This is a genomic window from Streptomyces colonosanans (genome assembly GCF_001866645.1).
Taxonomy (GTDB): domain Bacteria; phylum Actinomycetota; class Actinomycetes; order Streptomycetales; family Streptomycetaceae; genus Streptomyces; species Streptomyces colonosanans.
Map to the genome: position 1 here is coordinate 74,903 of NZ_MLYP01000049.1, position 26,947 is coordinate 101,849.

20 protein-coding genes and 1 pseudogene are annotated in these 26,947 nt (G+C 70.4%); 5 read left to right on the forward strand and 16 right to left on the reverse strand.

From position 1 onward, the window contains the following. Positions 1-75: 75 nt before the first annotated feature. The 7 genes from topA to bldG all read right to left on the reverse strand — a co-directional run bounded on the left by topA (position 76) and on the right by bldG (position 9,714). The gene (gene topA / locus BIV24_RS19075; protein ID WP_071367562.1) at positions 76-2,922 is read right to left on the reverse strand and encodes a type I DNA topoisomerase; all 2,847 of its coding nucleotides are present in this window, start codon (positions 2,920-2,922) and stop codon (positions 76-78) included. Positions 2,923-3,179: 257 nt separating this feature from the next. Further along, positions 3,180-3,326 (reverse strand): hypothetical protein, encoded by a 147-nt coding sequence (locus tag BIV24_RS34475; RefSeq protein WP_177198759.1) that lies wholly within the window; start codon positions 3,324-3,326, stop codon positions 3,180-3,182. A 355-nt stretch (positions 3,327-3,681) separates the two neighbouring features. Then, positions 3,682-5,202, reverse strand: a complete 1,521-nt coding sequence (locus BIV24_RS19080; RefSeq protein WP_071367563.1) for a DUF7059 domain-containing protein — start codon at positions 5,200-5,202, stop codon at positions 3,682-3,684. 88 nt (positions 5,203-5,290) lie between these two features. Continuing rightward, entirely contained in the window at positions 5,291-5,893 is a 603-nt protein-coding gene (locus BIV24_RS19085) for a small secreted protein (RefSeq protein WP_071367564.1), read from the reverse strand. Between the two features lie 219 nt (positions 5,894-6,112). Continuing rightward, complete coding sequence (locus BIV24_RS19090; protein ID WP_071367565.1) at positions 6,113-8,515, reverse strand: sodium-translocating pyrophosphatase; 2,403 nt, start codon at positions 8,513-8,515, stop codon at positions 6,113-6,115. Between the two features lie 317 nt (positions 8,516-8,832). Further along, positions 8,833-9,270: an ATP-binding protein gene (locus tag BIV24_RS19095; protein ID WP_071367566.1), complete on the reverse strand. Its 438-nt coding sequence runs from the start codon at positions 9,268-9,270 to the stop codon at positions 8,833-8,835. A 102-nt stretch (positions 9,271-9,372) separates the two neighbouring features. Then, positions 9,373-9,714 carry an anti-sigma factor antagonist BldG gene (gene bldG / locus BIV24_RS19100; protein WP_010986038.1) on the reverse strand — a complete coding sequence of 114 codons (342 nt, stop codon included), beginning with the start codon at positions 9,712-9,714 and terminating at the stop codon, positions 9,373-9,375. Between the two features lie 80 nt (positions 9,715-9,794). Here bldG and BIV24_RS19105 point away from each other — a divergent pair, with 80 nt between their 5' ends. Further along, positions 9,795-12,347 (forward strand): DEAD/DEAH box helicase, encoded by a 2,553-nt coding sequence (locus BIV24_RS19105; protein WP_079168378.1) that lies wholly within the window; start codon positions 9,795-9,797, stop codon positions 12,345-12,347. A 40-nt stretch (positions 12,348-12,387) separates the two neighbouring features. Here BIV24_RS19105 and BIV24_RS35515 read toward each other — a convergent pair. From BIV24_RS35515 to ssd, 7 genes and pseudogenes are all read right to left on the reverse strand, one after another. Continuing rightward, a pseudogene (locus BIV24_RS35515) lies at positions 12,388-12,768 on the reverse strand (Rv3654c family TadE-like protein); the annotation flags it as partial. Then, the gene (locus BIV24_RS19110; RefSeq protein ID WP_071367568.1) at positions 12,765-13,157 is read right to left on the reverse strand and encodes a TadE family type IV pilus minor pilin; all 393 of its coding nucleotides are present in this window, start codon (positions 13,155-13,157) and stop codon (positions 12,765-12,767) included. The pseudogene BIV24_RS35515 and the gene BIV24_RS19110, both read right to left, overlap by 4 nt. Beyond that, a complete protein-coding gene (locus BIV24_RS32145; RefSeq protein WP_079168379.1) occupies positions 13,144-13,362 on the reverse strand; it encodes a DUF4244 domain-containing protein in 219 nt (72 codons plus the stop codon). Before BIV24_RS32145 ends, BIV24_RS19110 begins: the two co-directional genes overlap by 14 nt. Before the next feature lie 134 nt (positions 13,363-13,496). Further along, a complete protein-coding gene (locus BIV24_RS19115; protein ID WP_079168391.1) occupies positions 13,497-14,351 on the reverse strand; it encodes a type II secretion system F family protein in 855 nt (284 codons plus the stop codon). Next, positions 14,348-15,208 (reverse strand): type II secretion system F family protein, encoded by an 861-nt coding sequence (locus BIV24_RS19120; protein ID WP_071367569.1) that lies wholly within the window; start codon positions 15,206-15,208, stop codon positions 14,348-14,350. The genes BIV24_RS19115 and BIV24_RS19120 overlap by 4 nt, the downstream gene beginning before the upstream one ends. Continuing rightward, positions 15,205-16,476: a TadA family conjugal transfer-associated ATPase gene (locus tag BIV24_RS19125; protein ID WP_245766865.1), complete on the reverse strand. Its 1,272-nt coding sequence runs from the start codon at positions 16,474-16,476 to the stop codon at positions 15,205-15,207. Before BIV24_RS19125 ends, BIV24_RS19120 begins: the two co-directional genes overlap by 4 nt. Positions 16,477-16,479: 3 nt before the next feature. Further along, positions 16,480-17,571, reverse strand: a complete 1,092-nt coding sequence (gene ssd, locus BIV24_RS19130) for a septum site-determining protein Ssd (RefSeq protein WP_071367570.1) — start codon at positions 17,569-17,571, stop codon at positions 16,480-16,482. A gap of 578 nt (positions 17,572-18,149) precedes the next feature. On the opposite strand from ssd, the gene BIV24_RS19135 reads away from it, so the two are divergent. After that, positions 18,150-18,974 carry an HAD family hydrolase gene (locus BIV24_RS19135; RefSeq protein WP_071367571.1) on the forward strand — a complete coding sequence of 275 codons (825 nt, stop codon included), beginning with the start codon at positions 18,150-18,152 and terminating at the stop codon, positions 18,972-18,974. A 387-nt stretch (positions 18,975-19,361) separates the two neighbouring features. Here the strand turns inward: BIV24_RS19135 and BIV24_RS19140 are convergent, their stop codons facing one another. Beyond that, on the reverse strand, positions 19,362-20,186 hold the full coding sequence (locus BIV24_RS19140) for a Fic family protein (protein WP_071367572.1): 825 nt from the start codon (positions 20,184-20,186) through the stop codon (positions 19,362-19,364). Positions 20,187-20,286: 100 nt separating this feature from the next. Between BIV24_RS19140 and BIV24_RS19145 the strand changes: the two genes are divergently transcribed. Continuing rightward, positions 20,287-21,267, forward strand: coding sequence for an ATP-binding protein (locus tag BIV24_RS19145; RefSeq protein WP_071367643.1), 981 nt, complete (start codon positions 20,287-20,289; stop codon positions 21,265-21,267). 37 nt (positions 21,268-21,304) lie between these two features. On the opposite strand, the gene BIV24_RS34480 is transcribed toward BIV24_RS19145, so the two are convergent. Then, entirely contained in the window at positions 21,305-21,460 is a 156-nt protein-coding gene (locus BIV24_RS34480; RefSeq protein ID WP_177198760.1) for a hypothetical protein, read from the reverse strand. Positions 21,461-22,066: 606 nt separating this feature from the next. Here BIV24_RS34480 and BIV24_RS19150 point away from each other — a divergent pair. Together BIV24_RS19150 and acs are read left to right on the forward strand one after the other, a co-directional pair. Next, positions 22,067-24,448: a bifunctional SulP family inorganic anion transporter/carbonic anhydrase gene (locus BIV24_RS19150; RefSeq protein WP_071367573.1), complete on the forward strand. Its 2,382-nt coding sequence runs from the start codon at positions 22,067-22,069 to the stop codon at positions 24,446-24,448. Between the two features lie 280 nt (positions 24,449-24,728). Then, positions 24,729-26,726, forward strand: a complete 1,998-nt coding sequence (acs, locus tag BIV24_RS19155) for an acetate--CoA ligase (RefSeq protein WP_177198761.1) — start codon at positions 24,729-24,731, stop codon at positions 26,724-26,726. The last annotated feature ends 221 nt before the right edge of the window (positions 26,727-26,947 follow it).

The following is a 26,947-nucleotide window of genomic DNA, read 5'->3' on the forward strand; positions in this document are numbered from 1 at the left end:
CACGCCCCGACACCAAAGTGTTGCCGGGGCGCATTGCGCAAACCGTGACGGACCGCTTGAAGAAACTCCGTAGGCTCAGTCCTCGGCGGCGGCCTTCGACGCCGAGGACGCCGCCGTCTTCCCGGCGGTGGTCTTCGTCGCCACGGTCTTCTTCGCCGCGGTCTTCTTGGCGGCCGTCTTCTTCGCCGCCGTCGACGTCGCCTTCTTGGCCGGCGCCTTCTTGGCCGGCGCCTTCTTGGCCGCGGCCTTCTTCGCCGTCTTCTTGGCGGGCCCCTTGGCGCGCTTCTCCGCGAGCAGCTCGAAGCCGCGCTCCGAGGTGATCGTCTCGACGCTGTCGCCCGAACGCAGGGTCGCGTTGGTCTCGCCGTCGGTGACGTACGGCCCGAAGCGGCCGTCCTTGACGACGACCGGCTTCCCGCTGACCGGGTCCTCGCCCAGCTCCTTCAGCGGCGGCTTGGCCGCGGCGCGCCCACGCTGCTTGGGCTGGGCGTAGATCGCCCCCGCCTCCTCCAGCGTGATCGTGAAGATCTGCTCCTCGGACTGCAGCGAACGCGAGTCCGTGCCCTTCTTCAGATAGGGCCCGTAGCGGCCGTTCTGGGCGGTGATCTCCACGCCCTCCGCGTCCTGGCCGACGACCCGAGGCAGGGACATCAGCTTCAGCGCGTCGTCGAGGTTCACGGTGTCCAGAGTCATCGACTTGAACAGCGAGGCCGTACGCGGCTTGACGGCGTTCTTGCCCGTCTTCGGGGTGCCTTCGGGCAGGATCTCCGTGACGTACGGGCCGTAGCGGCCGTCCTTGGCGACGATCGGCCGGTTCGTCTCGGGGTCGGTGCCCAGCGGGCGCTCTCCGCTCGGCTTGGCGAGCAGTTCCTCGGCCAGTTCGACGGTCAGCTCGTCCGGCGCCAGGTCGGTTGGGATGTCGGCGCGCTGGTGCTTCTCGGAGTCCTTCTCGCCGCGCTCGATGTACGGGCCGTAGCGGCCGACCCGCAGCACGATGTCGTGGCCCACGGGGAACGACGACACCTCGCGCGCGTCGATCGCGCCCAGGTCGGTCACCAGTTCCTTGAGGCCGCCGAGGTGGTCCCCGTCGCCGTTCCCGGCCTCCGCGGCACCGCCGTCGCCCGTGCCCTCGCCGAAGTAGAACCGCTTCAGCCACGGCACCGCCTGCGCCTCGCCGCGTGCGATGCGGTCGAGGTCGTCCTCCATCTTGGCGGTGAAGTCGTAGTCGACGAGCCGCCCGAAGTGCTTCTCCAGAAGGTTGACCACGGCGAAGGACAGGAAGGACGGCACGAGGGCCGTGCCCTTCTTGAACACATAGCCGCGGTCCAGGATCGTGCCGATGATCGACGCGTACGTCGACGGGCGGCCGATCTCGCGCTCTTCCAGCTCCTTGACCAGGGAGGCCTCGGTGTAGCGGGCCGGGGGCTTGGTCGAGTGGCCGTCGGCGGTGATCTCCTCGGCGGTCAGCGCGTCGCCCTCGGTGACCTGCGGCAGCCGGCGCTCGCGGTCGTCCAGCTCGGCGTTCGGGTCGTCGGCACCCTCGACGTACGCCTTCAGGAAGCCGTGGAAGGTGATCGTCTTTCCGGACGCGCTGAACACGGCGTCCCGCCCGTCGGCGGCCGCGCCGCCGATCCGGACCGTGACCGAGTTACCGGTGGCGTCCTTCATCTGGGAGGCGACGGTCCGCTTCCAGATCAGCTCGTAGAGCTTGAACTGGTCGCCGGTCAGCCCCGTCTCCGCCGGGGTGCGGAAACGATCGCCTGAAGGCCGGATCGCCTCGTGCGCCTCCTGCGCGTTCTTGACCTTGCCCGCGTAGGTGCGCGGCTGCTGAGGCAGGTAGTCGGCGCCGTACAGCTGGGTGACCTGAGCGCGGGCGGCGGAGATCGCCGTGTCCGACAGGGTCGTGGAGTCCGTACGCATGTACGTGATGAAGCCGTTCTCGTACAACTTCTGCGCGATCTGCATGGTGGCCTTCGCACCGAAGCCGAGCTTGCGGCTGGCCTCCTGCTGCAGCGTCGTCGTACGGAACGGCGCGTACGGCGAGCGGCGGTACGGCTTGGACTCGACCGAGCGCACCGAGAACCGCGTGTTCTCCAGGGCGGCGGCCAGCGCGCGGGCGTTGTCCTCGTCGAGGTGGAGCGTGTTCGCGCTCTTCAGGCGGCCCAGCGAGTCGAAGTCACGGCCCTGGGCGACTCGCTTGCCGTCGACGGTCGCAAGCCGTGCCACCAGGGACGACGGGTCGGACGTGTCCCCGACGCGACCGGTGCCGAAGGTGCCGGTCAGGTCCCAGTACTCGGCGGAGCGGAACGCCATGCGCTCCCGTTCCCGCTCCACGACGAGACGAGTGGCCACGGACTGGACGCGGCCGGCCGACAGCCGCGGCATGACCTTCTTCCACAGGACCGGAGAGACCTCGTAACCGTAGAGGCGGTCGAGGATGCGCCGGGTCTCCTGGGCGTCGACAAGCTTCTTGTTCAGCTCGCGCGGGTTGCGCACGGCCTCCTGGATCGCGTCCTTGGTGATCTCGTGGAACACCATCCGCTTGACCGGGACCTTCGGCTTCAGCACCTCCTGGAGATGCCATGCGATGGCCTCGCCCTCGCGGTCCTCATCGGTGGCCAGGAAGAGTTCGTCGGAGTCGCGCAGCAGCTCCTTGAGCTTCTTGACCTGCGCCTTCTTGTCGGCGTTGACGACGTAGATCGGCTGGAAGTCATGGTCGACGTCCACACCGAGACGCCGGACCTCGCCGGTGTACTTCTCGGGCACCTCCGCGGCGCCGCTCGGAAGGTCGCGGATGTGCCCGACACTCGCCTCGACGGTGTAGCCGGGGCCGAGGTAGCCCTTGATCGTCTTCGCCTTGGCAGGCGACTCGACGATGACGAGTCGGCGGCCGCCCTGCGCGGTCTCGCTGGTCGGGGACAACTTCGCTCTTCTCTCCGGTCGACGTTGGGGCCTCCCCAGGCCTTCGTCTGGGGTTTGGGGCTTGTGACGCTGCGGAGTGTGACGGTACATCCCGTCCCCGTGTCAAACGGGAAAAGCCCGCAACGGCCACTCGAACGGTAACCCGACTACCGGCATTCCTGCCGCCCGGAGTGTCCGGCATCTCCCTGAGCCCTATCCGGAGCGTGACCTTCCGATTACTGATGCCCCTCGTGCCAGGTGGTCCGGAAACCGCGATGTCACAGGCGCGTGAAGCACCCCGTCGCGTCGGTGAGCAGGGCTCTTGTGGTGAAACCCGCGAGGTCGGTCGATGCGATGTGGGTCACACAGCCGGCGTCGGCACGCTGCGGTGCCGCCGGGTCGCCGTCCATTTCGGCAGTTCTCATCCGAGCAGGGTGGACCCTGCTCCCGCGAGGACTGCCGGTCCGCTCCTCATGCCCTTGTCCCTCCTGCCCTGGACCGCTCGGCGAGGAGGAGCCGGCATGTCCGGAATGCGGGAGCACTGGCCCGGGGCGAACGCGCGGCGGGAGGCCCGCCGGACTCCGGCCGGAGAGCGATCCCGTGGTCCGCGAGCGGCGCATGCCGCACAGCGCGCCCTCCGGCCCGGGTGCCGTCGAGAACGCGAAGGAACGGCCGCAGGAAGCACCCCGCGCCGGACGGATGTTGGCCGATTTCGGATCCCGGCGGAAACCGCCGGTCCGGCGGCCCGCCCCGGCCGTGCGGGGCGGGCGCCGCGCACCGTCACCGCGCGGGTTCCAGGAACCCCTGCTCGACCAGCAACCGGATCTGGGCGGGCGTCCGGTCACGCAGCATCACCGGGTCCTCGCCGACCAGTTGGGCGATGGCGTCGAGGATGCGCCCCGCAGTCAGCGTGCCGTCGCACACCCCGGCGAAGCCCGCGCCGACCGTGTCCACCCTGGTCGCGCGGCGCATCCCGCGATTCTGGCGCAGCACCACATGCTCCGGGTCCTCGGCGCCGGGCAGCCCGACCTGTTCCTGGACGACCTCGGCGGCGAGCCTGAAATGCCCGGCGAGCAGGGCCGCGTCGTCGTGCGCCCGCAGGTAGTCGATGCGGTCGAAGTGTGCACGCACGGTGTCGCCGAGCGGCTGTTCGACCGGATGCGGCCACTCCTCGACCGTGATCGAGGGCTCGGCGGCATCGGTCCTGTGCAGCGCGATCCAGCCGAAGCCGACCGCTCGCACCTTGCGCGCCTCGAACTCGTCGAGCCATGCGTCGTACCGCGCCTGGTACTCGGCCGCGTCGCGGCGATGGTCGCCGGCGTCCCGCAGCCACAACTCGGCGTACTGCATGACGTCCTGGACCTCGCGCTGCACGATCCAGGCGTCGCAGCCGCGCGGCACCCAGGAACGCAGCCGGTCCTGCCAGTCCTCCCCTTCCACGTGCTGCCAGTTGGCGAGGAACTGCGCGAACCCGCCCTGGTTCAGCCGCTCCCCCGCCTGCTGAACGAGCGCGCGGCACAGGTCGTCGCCGCCCATGCCGCCGTCGCGGTAGGTGAGCCGGGCGCCGGGAGAGATCACGAAGGGCGGGTTCGACACGATCAGGTCGTACGTCTCGTCGTCCCGGACCGGCTCGAAGAGCGACCCCGGGCGCAGGTCCGCGGCCGGGGCGCCGGACAGCGCCAGCGTGAGCGCGGTGATGTGCAGCGCACGCGGGTTGACGTCGGTCGCGGTCACGCGCGTGGCGTGCTGGGCGGCGTGCAGCGCCTGGATCCCGGAACCGGTACCGAGGTCGAGGGCGGAGCCGACGGGCGTCCGTACGGTGATTCCGGCAAGGGTGGTGGAGGCACCGCCGACCCCCAGGACGACGTCCTCCTCCGGGCTGCCGATGCCGCCCGCCCCGCCGACCGCGCACCCGAGGTCGGACACGATGAACCAGTCCTCACCACCGGGTCCGCCGTAAGGCCGGACGTCCACGGTCGCGGCGACCTCGTCCTCGCCGGTACGCAGCAGCCAGCCGGCGTCCACACACGCGTCGACGGGCAGAACGCCCGCCACGCGCGCGTGCGGCACGGGCTGTTGCAACAGGAGCAGCCGTACGAGCGTCTCCAGCGGGGTGTCCCCGCGCGTCGCCCGGAGCGCGGGCACGGTCTCGCTCCGGGCGAGCGCCGCATACGCGGGCGCTCCGAGCAGTTCGAGCAGCCCATCGGCGGTGAAGGAGGCCGCGAGCAGAGCGTCCCGCAGCCGTGCGGTGACATCGGCGCGGTCGGTGGAGGGCAGGATGGCCGGACTGGAGTTACTCACGCCCCCATTGTGGCGCGGGGAGGCCTGTCACAGGCACAGGCCTCCCCCCGCTGCCATGGTCGTTGCGCGCGCGCCCGGAACGCGCCGCTCAGCCGGCTTCCTTCGAAGTCGAAGCGGACGCAGGCGCGGACTTGCAGCTCTCCTGCTTCGCCATCGCCTTGCCGACGTCGCCCTCTTCCAGCTGCTTCAGCGCGTCGTTCCCGGTCTTGCTCAGCTTGTCGAGCTGCGTCGCGATCCCCTTGAGCCCGTCGGCGAACTTCGCCTGGTCCTTCGTGTCGAGCTTGTCCACCTGCTTCTTCAGATCGGCGTACGCCGCAGAGAGGTCGTTGAGCTCCTTGACCGCGTTCTTCTGCTTCGTCGCGCCCTTGTCGACGTCCGGCGCCCCCGCCCTGTCGACGGCCGTGGCGATCGCCTTGTAGGCGTCGGACATGTCCTGGAAGGCCTGGGCGTCGGTCTTCTGGACCTGCTCCGGCGGGCTGTTGTCCGACGTCTCCTTCTGGATCGCGGTGCTGGCGTCGGAGATCTTCTTCGCCTGCGGCTGAACGCCGTCACAGATCTGTCTGGCCCAGGAGGCCAGCTTGTCGTCGTTCGCGCCGCTGCTACCGGCGCATCCCGACAGCGCCAGTACCAGCACCGCACCGCCGGACAGTGCGGCCGTGAGCTTCTTGTTCACCGGATTGGTCCCTTCCATGGCTCCCTCGGCCCCGGAACATACACGCCGGCCGGGCGAATCCGCGGGTCGAATGTCATGTATGACCACCGTTGAAGTCATTTGCACCAGGCGAGAGAAGGCTCACGGGAAAGGAATTGAACACGGACAGGGCGGGCGCGCGGCGTCTCGACGAACGCCGTGCGCCCGCCCCGTTGGCCCGTGTCCGGCCAGGTCGGCAAGCGGGTGCCGAGGAACCGGCTAGGAGACCACCGCCGGATCGGCCGATTTGGACACCCTCTCGGCGTCGCCTTCGTCACCCACCGCGATCCCGCGCCGCTTGGAGGCATACACCGCGAACACGATCACGAGGACCGCGAACACGGCGATCAGGATCCGGACGCCGACATTCTTGTCACTGCCGTACGAGAACTTGACGACCGCCGGCGCGATGAGCAGCGACACCAGGTTCATCACCTTCAACAACGGGTTGATCGCCGGACCCGCGGTGTCCTTGAAGGGGTCGCCGACCGTGTCGCCGATCACCGTCGCCGCGTGCGCCTCGCTGCCCTTGCCGCCGTGGTGGCCGTCCTCGACGAGCTTCTTGGCGTTGTCCCAGGCGCCACCGGAGTTGGCGAGGAAGACCGCCATCAGCGTGCCGGAGCCGATCGCGCCCGCGAGGTACGCGCCGAGCGCGCCGACGCCGAGCGTGAACCCGACGGCGATGGGCGCCATGACGGCGAGCAGACCGGGTGTGGCCAGCTCCCTGAGGGCGTCCTTGGTGCAGATGTCGACGACCCTGCCGTACTCCGGCGTCTCCGAATAGTCCATGATCCCGGGCTTCTCCCGGAACTGCCGTCGCACCTCGAAGACCACGGAACCCGCCGACCGCGACACCGCGTTGATCGCCAGCCCCGAGAAGAGGAAGACGACCGCCGCACCCACGATCAGGCCGACCAGGTTGTTGGGCTGCGAGATGTCCATGACCAGACTCAGCGGTCCGCCGTCCCCGACCTTCTCGCCCACGTCCTGGGCGGCCGTGGTGATCGCGTCGCGGTACGAGCCGAACAGCGCCGAGGCCGCGAGGACGGCCGTGGCGATGGCGATTCCCTTGGTGATGGCCTTGGTGGTGTTACCCACGGCGTCCAGGTCGGTGAGCACCTGCGCGCCCGAGCCCACCACGTCGCCGGACATCTCGGCGATGCCCTGGGCGTTGTCGGAGACCGGGCCGAAGGTGTCCATCGCGACGATCACACCGACCGTCGTGAGCAGGCCCGTACCGGCCAGGGCCACCGCAAACAGCGCGAGCATGATCGACGTGCCGCCGAGCAGGAACGCCCCGTACACACCGAGGCCGATCACCAGCGCGGTGTAGACGGCGGATTCGAGACCGACGGCGACACCGGCCAGGACCACGGTGGCGGGCCCGGTCAGCGAGGTCTTTCCGATGTCCCGCACGGGACGGCGGCTGGTCTCGGTGAAGTAGCCGGTCAGCTGCTGGATCAGGGCGGCGAGCAGGATACCGATGGCCACGGCGACCAGGGCGAGGATCCGCGGGTCGCCGCTCTTGGCCCGGATCGCCACGTCGGAGACGCCCTTGAGATCGGCGTACGACGACGGCAGATAGCTGAAGACGGCCACAGCGACCAGCACCAGCGAGATCACCGCCGAGATGAAGAAGCCCCGGTTGATCGCGGACATGCCACTGCGATCGGTGCGGCGCGGGGCCACCGCGAAGATGCCGATCATCGCGGTCACGACGCCGATAGCGGGCACGATCAGCGGGAACGCCAACCCGGAGTCACCGAACGCCACCTTGCCGAGGATCAGCGCGGCGACGAGCGTCACGGCGTACGACTCGAAGAGGTCGGCCGCCATGCCGGCGCAGTCGCCGACGTTGTCGCCCACGTTGTCGGCGATGGTCGCGGCATTGCGCGGGTCGTCCTCCGGAATGCCCTGCTCGACCTTGCCGACCAGGTCGGCGCCGACGTCGGCGGCCTTGGTGAAGATGCCACCGCCGACACGCATGAACATGGCGATCAACGCCGCCCCGAGGCCGAAGCCCTCCAGGACCTTCGGTGCGTCCGCCGCGTACACCAGCACCACACAGGAGGCGCCCAGCAGCCCGAGCCCCACCGTGAACATGCCGACGACGCCGCCCGTGCGGAAAGCGATCTTCATTGCCTTGTGCGAGACCGCGGTGAGGTCCTTTTCAGGCTCGCCCTCCGTCGGGGTCGCCTCGCGCGCCGCCGCGGCAACCCGCACATTGCTTCGCACGGCGAGCCACATACCGATATAACCGGTGGCTGCCGAGAATGCCGCACCGATCAGGAAGAACACCGAGCGTCCGGCGCGCTGATTCCAGTCGTCCGCGGGCAGCAGCAGGAGCAGGAAGAACACGATCACGGCGAATACGCCGAGCGTGCGCAGCTGCCGGGCCAGATAGGCGTTCGCGCCTTCCTGAACCGCCGCAGCGATCTTTTTCATGCTGTCGGTTCCCTCACCGGCCGCGAGTACCTGTCGTACCAGAATCCCGGCGACCACGAGGGCCGCCAGGGCGACGGCCCCGATGCCCACCACGATCAGGCGGTTGCTGTCGGTAAGTACGGCGGCAGCGAGGGATGTGGGGTAGTCAAACTGCTGAGGGGTAGAAAGCCCCGCCATTCGTCCTCCTTGACGCTTGGGCTGAGCTCAAGATGTGGACGGATTGTAGGTAGCGGAACCCGATCAAAACAGTGCCAGGTAAACGGAACCGGCCTTCACTTGCTCTTCAGCCTAAGATCGCGGGCAAGCTACAGAACCCGAAAGCGGTAACGCCTCAAAGACATTGACGAGGTGGGCGCTTGATCAAATTATCGCGCGATTGATCGTGAAACAATTCACGGATTGCGGTAGGACTGTACAAAAAGAAGGGCCCTGTACACAGACAAGGGCCCTTCGAAACCATACGAGAGTACGAGCAGGGAAAGGTATGAGGAGGGTCAGGCGGGGAGCGTGGCGGGCGGCGTGGTCGGCCAGCTCATTCTGATCAGCCCACCGTCCTCCCCGGCGGACACCTCGACATCGTCGACGAGGCCACTGATGACCGCGAGGCCCATCTCGTCCTCCTCGGTCTCCGCATCCGGGTCGGCGGCACCGGGGGTACCCGGCGCTTCACCGGTCGGCGTGTGCGGCGCCTCGTCGCCGACCTCGATGGAGAACTGCTTCTCCTCCTCCGTCAGCATCACCCGCACCGGCGCCGAGATGCCGTTGCTCTGGTGCAGTCCGACGGCCCGAGTACAGGCCTCACCCACGGCGAGTCTGACCTCGTCGAGTACGGCCTCGTCCACCCCGGCCCTGCGCGCCACCGCCGCCGCCACCAGTCGGGCGGTCCTGACGTGCTCGGGCAGCGCGCTGAAACGGAGTTCAACGGTGGCCATGCATCCCCCTCGGAACTTCGGGCGTGGGGTCTGGGGACCGGGCCGCGCAGGCCCGGTCCCCCTCTTGTTTCTGCCGCCCGGACACTCGGCCCGGAAGCGGGGTCAGTCGGTGGCCGCCACCGCTTCCTCGACCGAGGTGTGGATCGGGAACACCTTGGTGAGGCCGGTGATGCGGAAGATCTTGAGAATGCGCTCCTGGTTGCACACCAGTCGCAGGGAGCCCTCATGGGCGCGTACTCGCTTCAGGCCGCCTACCAGCACGCCGAGCCCGGTGGAGTCGAGGAAGTCCACGCCCTCCATATCGACGACGAGGTGGAAATTCCCGTCGTTCACCAGCTCGACCAGCTGCTCGCGCAGCTTGGGCGCGGTATATACGTCGATTTCGCCACCGACCTCGACGACCGTACGATCGCCGACGGTACGGGTCGACAGGGACAGGTCCACGGATCCTCCAGCACCTTGCTATCGAGCGGTCGCCCCTCGGGACACCTCGGCAGAGCCCCCGGGACGGTTCGCCAGCCGCGATGGCATTCAATCACTTACCGGCAGGCGTGCACGACGCCTTGGTCCCATTGTCCGTCACGCCAGTGACACACTCGGTGCCGATGGCCAAGAATCACCGGTCCGAACGACCCTCGACGGACCCCGCGTCCCGCCCCGCGCCGGGCACGGTCCTGCACCGGCTCGCCTCGGGGCCGAGCCGGGCTGCGCGCATCACTCATACGGAGCACTTGCCCCCGCGTGAGGGCCGCCATGCCATCTGGCCGGACCGGATCCGCTCCGAGGTCATCGCCGCCGTGCAGGCCGCGGGCATCGAGCACCCCTGGGTCCATCAAGCGCTCGCCGCCGAGCACGCCCTGGACGGCGACTCGGTGGTCGTCGCCACGGGCACGGCGTCGGGCAAGTCGCTCGCTTACCTGGTACCGGCCCTGTCGCGCCTGCTGGAGGGTACGCAGGCCCCGAACGGTCGCGGCGCGACCGCCCTGTACCTCGCCCCGACGAAGGCGCTGGCGGCGGATCAGTGCCGGTCGGTGAAGGAGCTTTCACAGCCCCTGGGCACGGCGATCCGTGCTGCGGTGTACGACGGCGACACGCCGCCCGAGGAACGCGAGTGGGTACGCCAGTACGCCAACTACGTCCTCACCAACCCCGACATGCTGCACCGCGGAATATTGCCCTCACATCCGCGCTGGTCCTCCTTCCTCCGCGCCTTGAAGTACGTCGTCATCGACGAGTGCCACACCTACCGCGGCGTCTTCGGTTCCCACGTCGCCCAGGTCCTGCGCCGCCTGCGCCGCATCTGCGCCCGATACGGCTCCTCACCCGTCTTCCTGCTGGCCTCGGCGACCGCCGCCGAGCCCTCGCTCGCCGCCCGCCGCCTCACCGGCCTCCCGGTCGTCGAGGTGGCGGACGACGCCTCCCCTCGCGGCGAACTGGTCTTCGCTCTCTGGGAGCCCCCGCTCACCGAGCTGCACGGCGAAAGGGGCGCGCCCGTCCGCCGCACGGCCACCGCCGAGACCGCCGATCTGCTGACCGACCTGACCGTGCAGGGCGTACGCTCGGTCGCCTTCGTACGCTCCCGCCGCGCCGCCGAGCTGATCTCGGTGATCGCCCAGGAACGTCTGGCCGAGATCGACCGCTCCCTGGCCCGTCGGGTGGCCGCGTACCGCGGCGGCTACCTCCCCGAGGAGCGCCGCACCCTCGAACGCGCCCTCCACTCCGGCGAACTCCTCGGCCTCGCCGCCACCACCGCCCTCGAACTCGGCGTCGACGTCTCGGGCCTGGACGCCGTCCTCATCGCCGGCTACCCGGGGACCCGGGCTTCCCTGTGGCAGCAGGCGGGCCGCGCCGGCCGCGCCCGACAGGGTGCCCTGGCGGTCCTGGTCGCCCGCGACGACCCGCTGGACACGTTCCTCGTCCACCACCCCGAGGCCCTCTTCGCGCAGCCGGTCGAGTCCACGGTCCTCGACCCGGACAACCCCTACGTCCTGGCCCCGCACCTGTGCGCCGCGGCGGCCGAACTCCCGCTGACGGACGAAGATCTGGAACTGTTCGGACCGGCCTGCAAGGATCTGCTGCCGCAGCTGGAGGCCGCGAAGCTGCTGCGCCGCCGGACGAAGGCCTGGCACTGGACGCGCCGGGAGCGGGCCGCCGACCTCACGGACATCCGCGGGGAGGGCGGGCGCCCCATCCAGGTCGTCGAGGCCGGCACCGGGCGGCTGCTCGGCACGGTCGACGCCGGCTCCGCGCACACGACGGTGCACGAAGGGGCGGTCCATCTGCACCAGGGCCGCACGTATCTGGTGCGGTCCCTCGACCTGGAGGACTTCGTCGCCCTGGTCGAGGAGGCCAACCCGCCGTATTCGACGGTCGCCCGCGACACGACCTCCATCTCCGTCCTGGATACGGACATCGAGGTCCCCTGGGGCGAGGGCCGGCTGTGCTACGGCTCCGTCGAGGTCACCAACCAGGTCGTCTCCTTTCTGCGTCGGCGTGTGATCACCGGTGAGGTGCTGGGCGAGACGAAACTGGACCTCCCCCCTCGTACCTTGCGCACCCGTGCGGTGTGGTGGACGGTCACCGAGGACCAGCTGGATCAGGCCCGGATCAATCCGGAGATCCTCGGCGGAGCCCTGCACGCCGCCGAACACGCCTCGATCGGCATGCTCCCGCTGTTCGCCACGTGCGACCGATGGGACATCGGCGGTGTCTCCGTCCCCCTCCACCCGGACACCCTCCTGCCCACGGTCTTCGTGTACGACGGCCACCCGGGCGGTGCGGGCTTCGCGGAGCGCGCCTTTCACACGGCCCGTGCCTGGCTGACCGCCACCCGTCAGGCCATCGCGTCCTGTGAGTGCGAGGCGGGTTGCCCGTCCTGCATCCAGTCCCCCAAGTGCGGCAACGGCAACGACCCGCTGCACAAGAGGGGGGCGGTGCGCCTTCTCACGGTGCTGTTGCGTGGGGCGCCGGAGGAGAAGGGCGGCCAGGCGGGCGAGCCGCAGGGGATGGAGAGCGAGGCGGCGGCGCCAGGGACACCATCGGCGTCACCGATTCCGCCGGACCCGCCCTCGCCCTGACCTCGGCGGTGAACGGCCCCGCGGCCGAGGCCGCGGTGACGTCCGAGATCTCACCCACGACGGCACACCGCAGCAGTCGGCTGCCCTGGGCTTCCGCGACGCGGCCCGCCATGGCGCACGCCGCCTCGCCTCCCTCCGTCCAGTGGTCGGCAGCCGCGAGCGCCGCCAGGTCGGCGGCGCCGGCCGCACGATGACGGGCCAGCACGGCCTCCCCCTGGGCCAGCAGTACTCCGAACACGGCGCACAGAGCGCCGATCACGCACACCACCCAGACGGTCGCCGAGCCGCGGTCCGAACCTGCGCCCTGGGCCCGGGCGTTGACGGTCGTGAGCCAGGAGCGGAGACCACGGACCCGGCCCGCCCTCGTCGACCCACACTCCCCCACGCGCCCGCACCCACCCACTGATTCACGTCCCTTCACTGATTCACTCCTACGGTCTCCTCCGCCAACGCCACTGCTTCATGGCGCAGTTCGAGCGGCAGTGCGTCCGGACCCGGCGGACGGGCGACGACCTCCACGTGCACCAGGTCGCCCTGTCGGCTCACCATGACCCGCGCTCCGTCCGGCGCGGCCCGCTTCGCCATCTCCCGGACCACATCGGGCGGCTCCTGCCGAGCCGCGGCCCGGGCCCCTGCCCGGGCCGCATCCACGCACTGGATGTGCGCGGACGCGGCCAGCAGGGCCCAGACGAGGGCCGATGCCACGAACACCAGGGCGGGCAGGGCAACCGCGGTCTCCGCCGTCACGAACCCACGATCCTGGCCCCGGCCCCGTCTGCATCGCCCCCTCTCGCCGTCACATCCGGACATTGAGCGCCCGCTTCACGATGTCCTGCAGTTCCGCGCTGACCTGTCCACTCGTCAGCACCTTGTAGAGGAGCGCCGCGAAGGCCACCGCAGCGATGATCCCCACCGCGTACTCGGACGTGACCATTCCCGTATCCCCGTGCACTCCCGCCCGTACCCGCCCTGCCAGCGCCCGCACCCGGGCTCGTACTCGTACCGCCTTGCGCATCTCAACCCCCGTGAGGTTCTCGTCGTGCCGGCCCGGCCGATCCCTTCGATCCGGCGGAGCCGACCGGTCTGTCCAGTGCCTCCTGGCCACCGGCCCCATCCGATCCGTCGTCGTTCACCGCGTCTCTCGCGCCGTCATCCGCCACCTCCCCCCAGCAGCCCTCCCGCGAGTCCGATCACGACGGGCAGCACCCCGACCGCGACGAAGGCGGGCAGGAAGCACAGCCCCACCGGAGCGGTGATCATGACTCCCGCCCGGCGTGCCCGCGCCGTAGCCGCACGCCCCCACTCGGCGCGGGCCTCCGTGGCGAGGCGCCCGATAGGCACGGACGCCGGTACGCCGGAATCGCCCGCCCGTTCCAAGAGCCGCGCCAGCGCTCCGGCGCCGGGAAGGGCGCCCAGCCGCCGCCACGCGTCGGCCGGGTCACCGCCGAGCCGTACCTCGGCCGCACCGCGAGCCAGCCGCTCCCCCACCGGTCCGCCCAGTGCCTCACCCACCGCCTGGGCGGCCGCCACGGGGCCCGCGCCCGCAGCGATGCACGCCGCCAGCAGGTCGGCGGCCAGCGGAAGCCGACGGGCCACCACAGCAGGGTCGTACTCCTGCGCGAGACGGTCGCGTTCCTGCCGGACTCGCCACCGCTCCACACCGACCCCGACGATCAACCCGGCCACCAGTCCGCCAGATCCCCCGATCAGAACCCACCCGGCACACAGTGCCCCCAGGACCGGAAACCACCGCTGTGTGGCGCCCTGCGCTCCGGAGCCCCGCGACCCGAGCAGCCCCTTCCGCGTCCGCAAGCCCCACCGAGCGGACACCCCCCAAGGCGCCCACAAGATCCTTTCCTGCCGCGCGGCGTCCCCCGCCAGCACCGCGTCCAGCCGACGCCGCACCCTTTGCCCGCGCCGTGCCGCGACGAGCAGCCACGCCGGCCACCACAGCGCCAGCACTCCCCACACCACTCCCCACCTGTGGACGGTCTCGGCGCTCATGCCGCCTCCGCTCCCCGCACGATCCGCAGCGCCCACCACAGCCCAGCGCCCTCCAGCACTCCGCCGAGCAGCAGACAGGCCAGACCCGCGCCGGTGTGCAGCAGCACGTGCAGCGGATGGGCGCCGAGTCCGGCGCCCATCAACAGGCCGAGGGCCGGCAGCCCCGCGAGCAGTACGGCCGTCGAACGGGCGCCTGCCAACTGGGCCCGCAGATCGGCCCGTTGATCGCGCTCAGCGCGCAGCGCCGCCTCCAGGCGGTCGAGCCCGGACGCCAGGCCCGCGCCGCGGTCCACGGCCACCCGCCAGCACGCGGCGAGTCCCGACAGCCCGTCGGCACCCGGCTGCCGTGCCACGTCCGCGAGCGCGCCCGGCACGTCCCCGCCGAACCGCGCCGCCGCCAGCACCGTCGCCCGCGCCTCGCCGAGCCCCCCGCAGTCGCGTGCCGCACGCAGCAGCGCGTCGCCCGGCTGACGCCCCGCGCGCACCTCCCCGGCGAGCGCCCCACACAGGGCGATCACCGCCTCACCGCGTCGGTCGCGCGCCATCCGTGCCTCCCGTGCGAGCCGCACCCGGCGCAGCAGCGGCACACCGCCGGCCCCGGCCAGCAGGGGCAGAACGGACGCGCCGAGCAGCGCGATCACCGCGCCTACGGCGACCGACCACCACTCGGCCGGCAATCGCCGCACCCGTACACAGACCCACGTCCAGGGCGGTGACCCGCCCTCCGAGGCCTCGCCGGCGCTCGTGAACAGCAATCGGGCCCGCCGTGCCGTCGTGCTCGGGCCGCCCGTCACCCAGGCCGCCACGCCGGCGCACACCAGTCCCGCACCCACCGAGATCTGGCCGATCCCCGTCACAACGCCTCACTCCCATCACTTCCGTCGCTTCCGCCCCGAAGCAGTTCCCGCAGCCGCTCCCAGCCCCGCTCGCACGCGAACGCCTCGGCACCCCAACGCAGTGCGGGCACCGTCACGACCAGGCCCGACGCGTCCCGCTCCAGCACATGCACCTCCGCGATCCGGCGTCGCCCGCTCTGATCGCGCACGAGATGCAGGACCACTGACAGCGCGGCCGCCAACTGGCTGTGCAGTGCAGCCCGGTCAAGGCCTGCCGCCGTCCCCAGCGCCTCCAACCGAGCCGGCACCTGGGCCGCGGCGTTGGCGTGGAGAGTGCCGGAGCCGCCCTCATGGCCTGTATTCAGCGCGGCGAGCAGGGACACCACCTCGGGGCCACGCACCTCGCCGACGACAAGTCGGTCGGGTCTCATCCGCAGTGCCTGCCGCACCAGGTCCTGGAGCTCGACGAGCCCGACGCCCTCCTGGTTCGCGGGCCGTCCCTCCAGACGCACCACATGGGGATGGTCGGGCCGCAACTCCGCAGAGTCCTCGGCCAGGACGATCCGCTCCGACGGCCCCACCAGGCCCAGCAGCGCGCTCAAAAGCGTGGTCTTCCCCGAACCGGTCCCGCCACTGATCACATAGGAGAGCCGGGAGGCGATCAGCGCCCGCAGCACCCGGTCCCCGCCCGGCGGCACCGTCCCCGCCATGACCAGTTCGTCGAGGGTGAACGCCCGCGGCCGTACCACGCGCAGGGACAGGCAGGTCGAGCCGACCGCGACGGGTGGCAGCACAGCGTGCAGCCGGGTGCCGTCCGGCAGGCGGGCGTCGACCCAGGGTCTGGCATCGTCGAGCCGCCTCCCGGCCACGGCGGCCAGCCGCTGCGCGAGGCTGCGTACGGCTGCCGCGTCCGGAAAGGACACCGGCGTCAGCTCCAGTCCGCCACCCCGGTCCACCCATACCCGGTCCGGGGCCGCCACCAGGACGTCGGTCACGGCCGGATCGGCGAGCAGTGGTTCCAGGGGGCCGCTGCCGACCAGCTCGGAGCGCAGCTGCCGGGCCGCGCCCAGCACTTCGGCGTCCCCGAGCACCCTCCCCTGCGCCCGCAGTGCCTGTGCCACGCGCGCGGGAGTCGGCTCGGCGCCGCTCTCGGCCAGCCATTGCCGCACGCCGTCCAGCAGCCGTGCGCGTTCGCCGGCCCCGGTCGCAGGTTCAAGGCCGCCGCTCGCCCGCGCGCCCGGCCCCGCGTCATGGCCCCCACCCACCGGCGCATCCCAGCCCGTGCTCATGCGTCAGTCACCCGCCCCGGCCAACGCCCGCTCCCAGAAGGCCGAGCTGAACCGGGCAAGCGGCCCCCGCGCCGCTCCCCCGGGCGGCACCGAGCCATCCCGCGGCGGTGTCTCGTGCGGCACCTCGCCGACCAGCGGCAGTCCCAGCAGCCGTGCCACCTCGCGGTCGTCGAGACCGGGCGCGTACGGCCCCCGCACCGCGATCCGCAGATCGCCCAGGACCATCCCGGCGGCCGACGCCACCCTCTGTGCGGCGGCGATCGCGCGCAACTCGGCGGGGACCACCAGGACCCCGACGTCGACCTGGGCGAGAACTTCCGCGACACCCTCGTCCACGCGGCGCGGGAGGTCCACCACGACGGCGCCGCCGCGTCGTCGGGCGGCGGCGAGGACCGCGCGGACCGCTTGCGGCGGGACGGCCACGGTGTCGCCGCGGTCCCAGCTCAGCACCCGTAGTGCGTGCAACCTGGGCAGGGACTCCTCCAGGGCGCCACCCCCGACCCGGCCGCGCGAGGCGGCGAACGCCGGCCAGCGAAGTCCTTCGGCGGTCTCTCCGCCGAGGAGCACGTCGAGTCCGCCGCCCAGCGGATCGGCATCCACGAGCAGGGTGCGTGTGCCCTCTCGTGCGGAGGTGACGGCCAGGGCGCAGGCCAGTGTGGACGCTCCGGCCCCGCCACGACCGCCGATGACGCCCACGGTGAGTGCAGGCCTGCCGGCCCCTTCGGCCACGTCGGCGATGCGGTCGACCAGCCACTGCTCGCCGTCCGGCAGCAGCAGGACGTGATCGGCGCCGATCTCCACGGCCCGCCGCCAGACATCCGAATCGTCCTGATCCCGTGCGACCAGCACCACTCCGCGTCTGCGCGCGGCCCCCTGCGCGCGGCGCGCGGCGTCGTCGCCGACGATGACGAGCGGCGCGGCCTCCCAGCCGCCCCGCTGCCGGGGCACCCTGGGGTGAACCTCCGGTCTGACACCTGCCGCGGCGCACAGGCGCAGCAGGTCGTCGAGGAGTTCGGCGTCCTCGGTGACGATCAGCGGACCGCTCCGCCGCCCCTCGGCGACGGCCGGTTCGCCGTCTGTGATGGATCCCGTCACGATCTCCAGCCCCCTTCGCTGCTTCTTCCACCCGGTTCGCGGTGCCCCTGCGGCCCCGCGCTTCCCACTCGTGTGAAGAACCGGCAACCGGCCTCCATATGAACGGCCGATACGAACCGGCCATACGCACCCGACAAACCGAACCGACCGTGAACTCGCCGCCGGTGGGGGCACTGGAATGACGATGCAGCGATCCCGGAAAACAAGTGGATCTTGGTCGATAACTGTGGATGACTCAGTGGTTGTGAATATCGCGGCCACCCATACGGCGAGGTCTCGACAACTTCCACAGAGCAGCGCGACAACTACACAGCGTGACGAATCACGGGCACGCGCAGGAGGCGCCCTTGAGGGCCATCGGAAGGCCCAGGACCGCCTGAGGAAAGAGAAAAACCCACCCGGACATGCGACGACCCCCGCCGGGGGGGAGAGCGGGGGTCGTCCCCACGGCCGACTCGGGGGGGGAGGAGTCGGACCGGGTTAGCACGGTCGCGAACGATCCGTGACTTCCATGGTGTACCCGAGAGCCTTCTCAGGCAAACCCACACGCCCCACCTTACGCCGAATGGTGGGCCCCTATGCTCAGACCCGTGGAAAACCACTCCTTGCCCCGCACAGCGGCGTTCTTTGATCTGGACAAGACGGTCATTGCGAAGTCCAGCACACTCACCTTCAGCAAGTCCTTCTACCAAGGCGGACTGATCAACCGCAGGGCCGTGTTGCGCACCGCATACGCTCAGTTCGTGTTCCTGACGGGCGGCGCCGACCACGACCAGATGGAGCGGATGCGCGAGTACCTGTCGGCACTGTGCCGCGGCTGGAACGTCCAGCAGGTCAAGGAGATCGTCGCCGAGACGCTTCACGATCTGATCGACCCGATCATCTACGACGAGGCCGCCTCCCTCATCGAGGGACATCACGCCGCCGGACGCGATGTCGTGATCGTGTCCACGTCGGGCGCCGAGGTGGTCGAACCGATCGGCCAACTGCTCGGCGCCGACCGGGTCGTGGCCACCCGGATGGTCGTGGGCGACGACGGCTGTTTCACGGGCGAGGTCGAGTACTACGCGTACGGGCCGACGAAGGCCGAAGCGATCAGGGAGCTCGCCGAGTCCGAGGGGTACGACCTCGCACGCTGCTACGCCTACAGCGACTCGATGACGGACCTACCGATGCTGGAATCCGTCGGCCACCCGCACGCCGTCAATCCGGACCGGGCGCTGCGCCGCGAGGCCCTCGCGCGCGAATGGCCGGTTCTGGACTTCCACCGACCGGTCCGGCTGAAGCAGCGGCTGTCCGCACCGCCGCGGCCTGCCCTTGTCGCGGCGGCCGCCATAGGTGCGGCGGCGGCCACAGCAGGCCTGGTCTGGTACGCGAGCAGGCGGCGGACACCGGCCGTGTGAACCGGGCACACACAGGAAGCACCCACGCCGGTTTCGCACCTCTTTGAACCTAAAAGTAAAGAAGCGCATCCAGGACTTCCGCTCACTCCCGCCCTGGAGGTACAAAGGGGTTAAGGCCCGCGAGACCAAAGGAACTATCCGAAAGGATCACCTTTATAACGCAATTGGCCCCACGGACCGAGCATGAACACCGGGCACCCACGCGACGTCGACCCGTCGATTACGGGCCAGCCGCACCAGGCGACGGGCAGGAGTTCCCGGCCTGATGGGCGACATATCGAGGACGCCTGGTAACCCGATGAGCATGCCAGCGGCGGTACGAGGCCTCGTACCGCCGCAACTCTGCGAGAGGCCTCGAGGAAGGCCTTTTCTCATGCCGCCCGGGAACTACGCCGCGCCGCGCTGCAGCGCCTCGCAGACCGCGGTCGACTCGCGCGCTCCCAGTTCGACCGCCTTCCCGCAGTGGGCGATCCACGCCGCCATGCCCTCCGGGGTGCCCGACACATAACCGTCGAGCGCCGCCAGGTAGGCCGCGCGGCCCAGTTCCGCGTGGCCGACCTCCGCCGGGCAGATCGCCTTCGGGTCGAGACCGCTCCCCACGAGGACGATGCGCTGGGCAGCCCGCGCGACCAGGCCGTTGCGGGAGGCGAAGGGGCGCAGGGCGAGCAGTTCGCCGTGCACGACGGCCGCGGTGACGAGAGCGGGGGCCGAGCCACCCGCGATGATCAGCCCGGAGAGCCCTTCAAGGCGGCCCGAGACCTCGGCCGCGTCCGGCAGCGGCAGCTCCACGAGCGGCTCGTCGACCGGCTCGCCGTCCTGCCGGGGACGCCCCACCCACGGGTCGGAGCCCGCGGCCGCCACCAGGTGCAGCCGTGCCAGCACCCGCAGGGGCGACTGCCGCCAGATGGACAGCAGTTGGCCCGCCTCCGCGGTCAGCCTGAGGGCTGCGCCAACCGTACGGGCCCCGTCGTCACCGCTGAAGTCGGTACGCCGGCGCACCTCCTCAAGAGCCCAGTCGGACCCGGACAACGCCGCCGAACCACGCGCGCCGCGCAGCGCCGCCTCGGAGGTGATCTCATTGCTGCGACGCCGCATGATCCGGTGCCCGTAGGCCCGGTCCACGGCCTTGCGCACGGACTCCACGGACTCGGCCACACCGGGCAGCGCTCCCAGGGCCGCAAGCGGGTCGGAGGTCGCACCTGTCGTACTCATGAGTACGACCCTACGCACCTTCGCGCCCCTCCTTCGATGGAGTGGTCTTCTTCACGCCCACCTGGCACGCAGCGCTATGACCTGACTACGCTTCGTGAACATGAAAATTGCTTTCGTCGGGAAGGGCGGCAGCGGCAAGACGACCCTGTCCTCCTTGTTCATCCGCCACCTAGCCGCCGTCGGAGCGCCCGTCGTCGCCGTCGACGCCGACATCAATCAGCACCTCGGAGCCGCACTCGGGCTGGACGAGAAGGAGGCCGCCGAACTGCCCGCCATGGGGGAGCGGCTGCGGCTGATCAAGGACTATCTGCGCGGCTCCAACCCGCGGATCGCCTCAGCAGAGACGATGATCAAGACCACCCCGCCCGGCGAGGGTTCACGGCTGCTTCGGGTGCAGGAGGACAACCCGGTGTACGGCGCCTGCGCACACCGGGTGGAACTCGACGACGGCGCCGTCCGCTTGATGGTCACCGGCCCCTTCACGGACGCCGACCTGGGGGTCGCCTGCTACCACTCCAAGACGGGAGCGGTGGAGCTGTGCCTGAACCACCTGGTGGACAGCCGCGACGAGTACGTCGTGGTCGACATGACGGCGGGTTCGGACTCCTTCGCCTCCGGCATGTTCACCCGCTTCGACATCACGTTCCTCGTCGCCGAGCCGACCCGTAAGGGGGTCTCCGTTTATCGCCAGTACAAGGAGTACGCCCGCGACTTCGGGATCATCCTGAAGGTCGTCGGCAACAAGGTGCAGGGCCAGGACGACATCGACTTCCTCCGCGCCGAGGTCGGTGACGACCTGCTCGTGACGATCGGGCACTCGGACTGGGTGCGTTCCATGGAGAAGGGCCGCCCGCCCCGGTTCGAGTTCCTGGAGGATGCCAACCGCCGTTCCCTGCGGGTTCTCCAGGTCGCCGCGGACGCCACGTACGAACTGCGCGACTGGGAGCGCTACTCGCGCCAGATGGTGCACTTCCACCTGAAGAACGCGACCAGTTGGGGAAACGAGCGCACCGGCGTCGACCTGGCGGCGCAGATCGACCCTGGTTTCGTCCTCAACGAAGGCCTGGCGGCCGTCGTGTGAACCATGGCCGCTCCCCCCCGAAGGTGGGCGGCCGGCATCACACAGACAGCGGCCGCCCGACCTTGAGCGTGCGCAGCCTCTCCAGGACCTGTGGATCGTGCGCATCCAGCCGGTCGACGAGCTGGCGGAAGGTGACGCAGCGCACCTCGCCCTGCCCGAAGGCACGCGCGACGACCTCCCGGACGGCACGCACGCAGATGCCTGCCGCCGTCTCAGAATTCGAAGTGGTTGCCGATGATCAGGGGCACACGGTTGCCGGTGCAACACCCGTTGGAAGCCATGGAACAGACCGTCGCGCATCCGGTCGCCCCGCTCCTCGAACGTGTCGGGGTCACCCTGGATTGCCACGCCGGAGGCGCTCGGCACCCAGCTGGTCGGCCATGAAGTGACAGTGCACGGCCCGCCACCCCGGTGAGCGTCCGGGAATAAGCGCGAGCCGCATCGACAGGTCCCACGGCCCTTCCTCGGGCCTCACGGCCTCTCCTTTCCTTCTCCTTGAGCCATTCCCGGTTTCAGGTCGGCATTCGCCTTCCATGACGTGCGGCTGGGGCACCGAGGCCATCGGGGGAACTTGCATGACAAGCCGGAGCCATGAGCCCTTCACCCTCCTGGGTGATTCATTGCCCTATTTATCCCGGTACTCTCCAGGCTTCCTTTACTTTGCATTACGGTTCATTTACCGAGCGTTGAGATATCCCGCCGCTGTACGCCGTGACCCACGGCCGCGACACCCGACCCGGCCCATCGGCCGGGGTGTCACCTGTTCCGCGACCGCGCCGCACCGGAGGAGACGGGAACCATGCCCGCCTGCGTCCCCGCCCACGCCACCGACTCGACTCAAACGAAGCGCTTGCACCAGCCCCACAGCCCGCCGCCTACCCCGCCCCACCGCTTCCGCGTCGCGGGCGCCGACCTGTCGGCCTCCATCGCGGTATTCCTGATCGCCCTCCCCCTGTCCCTCGGCATCGCCCTCGCCACCGGCGCCCCATTGCAGTCCGGTCTCGTCGCCGCGGCCATCGGCGGACTCGTCGCCGGCCTGCTCGGCGGCTCCCCACTCCAGGTCAGCGGCCCCGCCGCCGGACTCACCGTGGTCACCGCCGACCTCATCCACCACTACGGATGGCGCACCACCTGCGCCATCACCGTCCTCGCCGGTTTCGCCCAACTCGGCCTCGGCTGCCTGCGCGTGGCGCGTACGGCGCTCGCCGTCAGCCCCGCGATCGTGCACGGCATGCTCGCCGGCATCGGCGTCACCATCGCCATGGCCCAGCTGCACATCGTGCTCGGAGGCACCCCGCAGAGCGCAGTCCTCGACAACCTCCAGGCGCTGCCAGCCCAGTTGGCGCGCCTGCACCCGGCCGCCGTGTCCGTGAGTGCACTGACTCTGGCCGTCCTGCTGCTCTGGCCACGGCTTCCCGGACGGACGGGGCGCATCCTGCGCAAGATCCCGGCCGCGCTCGTCGCCGTCACCGCAGCCACCACGACCGCCTCCCTCGCCGGGTTCACCCTGCCCAAGGTCGACCTGCCGTCCTGGAACAGCCACGCCCTGGCCGGACTTCCGGAAGGCCCCGCCCTCGGCATCGCCGCCGCCGTCCTCACCATCACGCTGGTGTGCAGCGTGCAGTCGCTGCTCGGCGCCGTGGCCGTGGACAAGCTGGCGGCCGGGCGCCATCCGCACCTCGGCCGCTCCGACCTCAACCGCGAGCTGCTCGGACAGGGCGCCGCGAACATCGTCTCGGGGGCGCTCGGCGGACTGCCGCTCGCAGGCGTCGCCGTCAGAAGTTCGGCGAACGTGCAGTCCGGCGCCACCAGCCGGAACTCCACGATGCTGCACGGCGTTTGGGTAGTAGTAGCCGCGCTGCTGATGGTCCCGGTGCTGGAGCTGGTCCCCCTCGCCTCGCTCGCCGCCCTGGTGATGGCGGTCGGCATCCAGATGGTGTCCCTGCACCACATCCGCACGGTCACCCGCCACCGGGAAGTGCTGGTGTACGCCGTCACCACGCTCGGCGTCGTCTTCCTGGGCGTCCTGCAGGGTGTGACGCTGGGTGTCGCCGTGGCCGTCGCCGTCGCCCTGCACCGCCTCGCACGCACCCGCATCACCCATGAGGAGACGGAGGGAGTCCACTACGTACGTGTACGAGGGCAGTTGACATTCCTCGCGGTGCCCCGGCTCAGCCGGACGCTGCACCTGCTGCCCGTGGGGGCGGACGCCGTGGTGGAACTGGACGGGTCGTTCATGGACCACGCGGCGTACGAGTCCCTGCAGGACTGGCAGAAGACGCATCGCGCGCGAGGCGGCACGGTCGACCTCACCGGCCGGGCCGGGACCCGTATCGCGAAGCCGGCCCCCAACGCTCCCTCGCTCACGGGAGACCAGGAGACGGCCGAGGCGCCCGCGTGCCGGTGCCGGCCCTGGACTCCCTGGCGCAACCACCAGTGCGAGCGCTCGCCGTCCACACCGGCCGACGGCCATCCGGGTGGACCGTCCGACGGGGCGAGAGCGAGCGAGCAACAACTCGCACGCGGGATCAGCGCGTTCCAGCGGAACACCGCGCCGCAGGTACGCCATGAACTGGCCCGCCTCGCGCGCGAAGGACAGCGGCCCTCGCAGCTCTTCCTGACCTGCGCCGACTCACGGCTCGTCACATCGATGATCACCTCCAGCGGCCCCGGCGACCTCTTCGTCGTCCGCAATGTCGGCAACCTGGTGCCGCTGCCCGGTGTGGAGAGCGGAGACGACTCGGTGGCCGCGGCGATCGAGTACGCGGTGGACGTCCTGAGGGTGCGGTCCATCACGGTGTGCGGCCACTCCGGGTGCGGGGCGATGCAGGCCCTGCTCAGCTCGGAACCGGGCGGCGCCCAGACCCCGCTCAGGCGGTGGCTGCGGCACGGCATGCCGAGCCTGGAGCCGACGGCCGACGGGGAACGGCCCAGGGCCCGGATCTCCGCGCGGGCACCGGCCGACGCGGTCGAGCAGCTGTGCCTGGCCAACGTGGTGCAGCAGCTGGAGCACCTGCGGGCGCACGGGTCCGTGGCCCGGGCCCTGAGCGAGGACAGGCTCGAACTCCACGGGATGTACTTCCACGTGGGCGAGGCACAGGCATACCTGCTCACCCCCTCCGAGGACGGCGCCGTCTTCGAGCGCGTGGGAGCGGTCGGGGAGCTGCGCAGCCCGGCATGACATCGCGGGCACGGACCGGTCGGCCGGGCCGCGCACCACCGGCCCCGAAGGGGACATCCCCCTCGGCCGCGCGGGCCTTCCCGAGGACGCACGGATTACCTGGGAGCCCTGTCACAGGCGCCCACGGGGGTGTAAGAAACATCGCCTGGGCGATGAACCAGGGCGGCGGAGCATACGTGACCTGGAGGGGACTGTTCAGCAAAAGGCCCCGGCAATAGAACAACAGGTCTAAACCATTTTTCAGCCGACCCTTGTCACCGAGCCCCCGGTCTGATGAGCTGTGGCCCGGGACAGAACGGACACCCCGGGAAAGGGAGATGTCGTGAGCAACGAAAGCCTGGCCAATCTGCTCAAGGAAGAGCGCAGGTTTGCGCCCCCCGCGGACCTGGCCGCAGGCGCCAACGTCACGGCAGAGGCGTACGAACAGGCCAAGGCTGACCGGCTCGGTTTCTGGGCCGAGCAGGCCCGGCGGCTGACCTGGGCCGTGGAGCCGACCGAGACCCTGGACTGGTCGAACGCGCCGTTCGCCAAGTGGTTCAAGGACGGCAAGCTCAACGTCGCCTACAACTGCGTCGACCGGCATGTCGAGGCGGGTCACGGCGAGCGCGTCGCTCTCCACTTCGAGGGTGAGCCCGGCGACAGCCGCGCCATCACCTACGCCGAGCTCAAGGACGAGGTCTCCAAGGCCGCGAACGCCCTGCTGGAGCTGGGGGTCCGGAACGGCGACCGGGTCGCCGTCTACATGCCCATGATCCCCGAGACCGCGATCGCGATGCTGGCCTGTGCCCGCATCGGCGCCGCGCACTCCGTCGTCTTCGGCGGCTTCTCCGCGGACGCGCTGGCCACCCGTATCCAGGACGCCGACGCCAAGGTCGTCATCACCGCCGACGGCGGCTACCGGCGCGGCAAGCCGTCCGCCCTCAAGCCGGCCGTCGACGACGCCATCGAGCGCGTGGACAACGTCGAGCACGTGCTCGTCGTGCGCCGTACGGGCCAGGAGGTCGCCTGGTCCGAAGGCCGGGACGTGTGGTGGCACGAGATCGTCGAGCGGCAGTCCGCAGAGCACACACCCGAGGCGTTCGACGCCGAGCACCCACTGTTCATCCTGTACACGTCCGGTACGACGGGTAAGCCGAAGGGCATCCTGCACACCTCCGGCGGCTACCTCACGCAGGCGTCGTACACCCACCACGCCGTCTTCGACCTCAAGCCGGAGACCGACGTGTTCTGGTGCACCGCGGACGTCGGCTGGGTCACCGGGCACTCGTACATCGTGTACGGACCGCTGGCCAACGGCGCGACTCAGGTCATGTACGAGGGCACGCCCGACACGCCGCACCAGGGCCGCTTCTGGGAGATCGTGCAGAAGTACGGGGTGACGATCCTGTACACGGCGCCCACGGCCATCCGCACGTTCATGAAGTGGGGCGACGACATCCCCGCCAAGTTCGACTTGTCGTCGCTGCGAGTGCTGGGCTCTGTCGGTGAGCCGATCAACCCCGAGGCATGGGTGTGGTACCGCAAGCACATCGGCGCCGACCGTACGCCGATCGTGGACACCTGGTGGCAGACCGAGACCGGCACGATGATGATCTCGCCGCTGCCGGGCGTGACGGAGACCAAGCCGGGCTCGGCGCAGCGGCCGCTGCCGGGCATCTCGGCCACCGTGGTCGACGACGACGGGAACGAGGTGGCGAACAGGGGCGGCGGCTATCTCGTGCTCACGGAGCCGTGGCCGTCGATGCTGCGCACCATCTGGGGTGACGACCAGCGGTTCATCGACACGTACTGGTCGCGGTTCGAGGGCAAGTACTTCGCCGGTGACGGCGCAAAGAAGGACGACGACGGGGACATCTGGCTCCTCGGGCGCGTCGACGACGTGATGCTCGTGTCCGGGCACAACATCTCGACGACGGAGGTCGAGTCGGCCCTGGTGTCGCATCCGGCGGTCGCCGAGGCGGCGGTCGTGGGCGCGGCGGACGAGACGACGGGGCAGGCGATCGTGGCGTTCGTGATCCTGCGGGGTACGGCGTCCGAGGACGAGAACCTCGCCGGTGAGCTGCGCCACCACGTCGGCGCGGCGCTCGGGCCGATCGCGAAGCCGAAGCGGATCCTGCCGGTGGCGGAGCTGCCGAAGACGCGCTCCGGGAAGATCATGCGGCGCCTGCTGCGGGATGTCGCCGAGAACCGCGAGCTCGGTGATGTCACGACGCTGACGGACTCATCGGTGATGGACCTGATCCAGACGAAGATGCCGGCGACCTCGAGCGAGGACTGAGGATCGCCCCACCCGTCCGAAGGGGCGCCCGGCAGCACGCCGGGCGCCCCTTTCTCGCGTCACCGGAGCCCCCGTGTTCGCAAAGGCGCGGCACGCCTCCGCCGACGCCGCACGCCGCTCTTCCACACCCCGATCCACCCCGTCGGCCGGATGAACGGCCTTCACAGTCGTTAAGGATCCGGTAAAATAGAAGGCCATAGGTGTGCCGGGAAGTCTGGTCG

What these genes read in the sequence shown, in the direction of transcription:
- BIV24_RS34475 (WP_177198759.1), bottom strand. Translation starts at nt 3,326, where the DNA reads ATGAGAACTGCCGAAATGGACGGCGACCCGGCGGCACCGCAGCGTGCC.
- BIV24_RS19085 (WP_071367564.1), bottom strand. Translation starts at nt 5,893, where the DNA reads ATGGAAGGGACCAATCCGGTGAACAAGAAGCTCACGGCCGCACTGTCC.
- BIV24_RS19090 (WP_071367565.1), bottom strand. Translation starts at nt 8,515, where the DNA reads ATGGCGGGGCTTTCTACCCCTCAGCAGTTTGACTACCCCACATCCCTC.
- BIV24_RS19095 (WP_071367566.1), bottom strand. Translation starts at nt 9,270, where the DNA reads ATGGCCACCGTTGAACTCCGTTTCAGCGCGCTGCCCGAGCACGTCAGG.
- BIV24_RS19105 (WP_079168378.1), top strand. Translation starts at nt 9,795, where the DNA reads ATGGCATTCAATCACTTACCGGCAGGCGTGCACGACGCCTTGGTCCCA.
- BIV24_RS19110 (WP_071367568.1), bottom strand. Translation starts at nt 13,157, where the DNA reads ATGTCCGGATGTGACGGCGAGAGGGGGCGATGCAGACGGGGCCGGGGC.
- BIV24_RS32145 (WP_079168379.1), bottom strand. Translation starts at nt 13,362, where the DNA reads ATGCGCAAGGCGGTACGAGTACGAGCCCGGGTGCGGGCGCTGGCAGGG.
- BIV24_RS19115 (WP_079168391.1), bottom strand. Translation starts at nt 14,351, where the DNA reads ATGAGCGCCGAGACCGTCCACAGGTGGGGAGTGGTGTGGGGAGTGCTG.
- BIV24_RS19125 (WP_245766865.1), bottom strand. Translation starts at nt 16,476, where the DNA reads ATGAGCACGGGCTGGGATGCGCCGGTGGGTGGGGGCCATGACGCGGGG.
- BIV24_RS19135 (WP_071367571.1), top strand. Translation starts at nt 18,150, where the DNA reads ATGCTCAGACCCGTGGAAAACCACTCCTTGCCCCGCACAGCGGCGTTC.
- BIV24_RS19140 (WP_071367572.1), bottom strand. Translation starts at nt 20,186, where the DNA reads ATGAGTACGACAGGTGCGACCTCCGACCCGCTTGCGGCCCTGGGAGCG.
- BIV24_RS19145 (WP_071367643.1), top strand. Translation starts at nt 20,287, where the DNA reads ATGAAAATTGCTTTCGTCGGGAAGGGCGGCAGCGGCAAGACGACCCTG.
- BIV24_RS19150 (WP_071367573.1), top strand. Translation starts at nt 22,067, where the DNA reads ATGCCCGCCTGCGTCCCCGCCCACGCCACCGACTCGACTCAAACGAAG.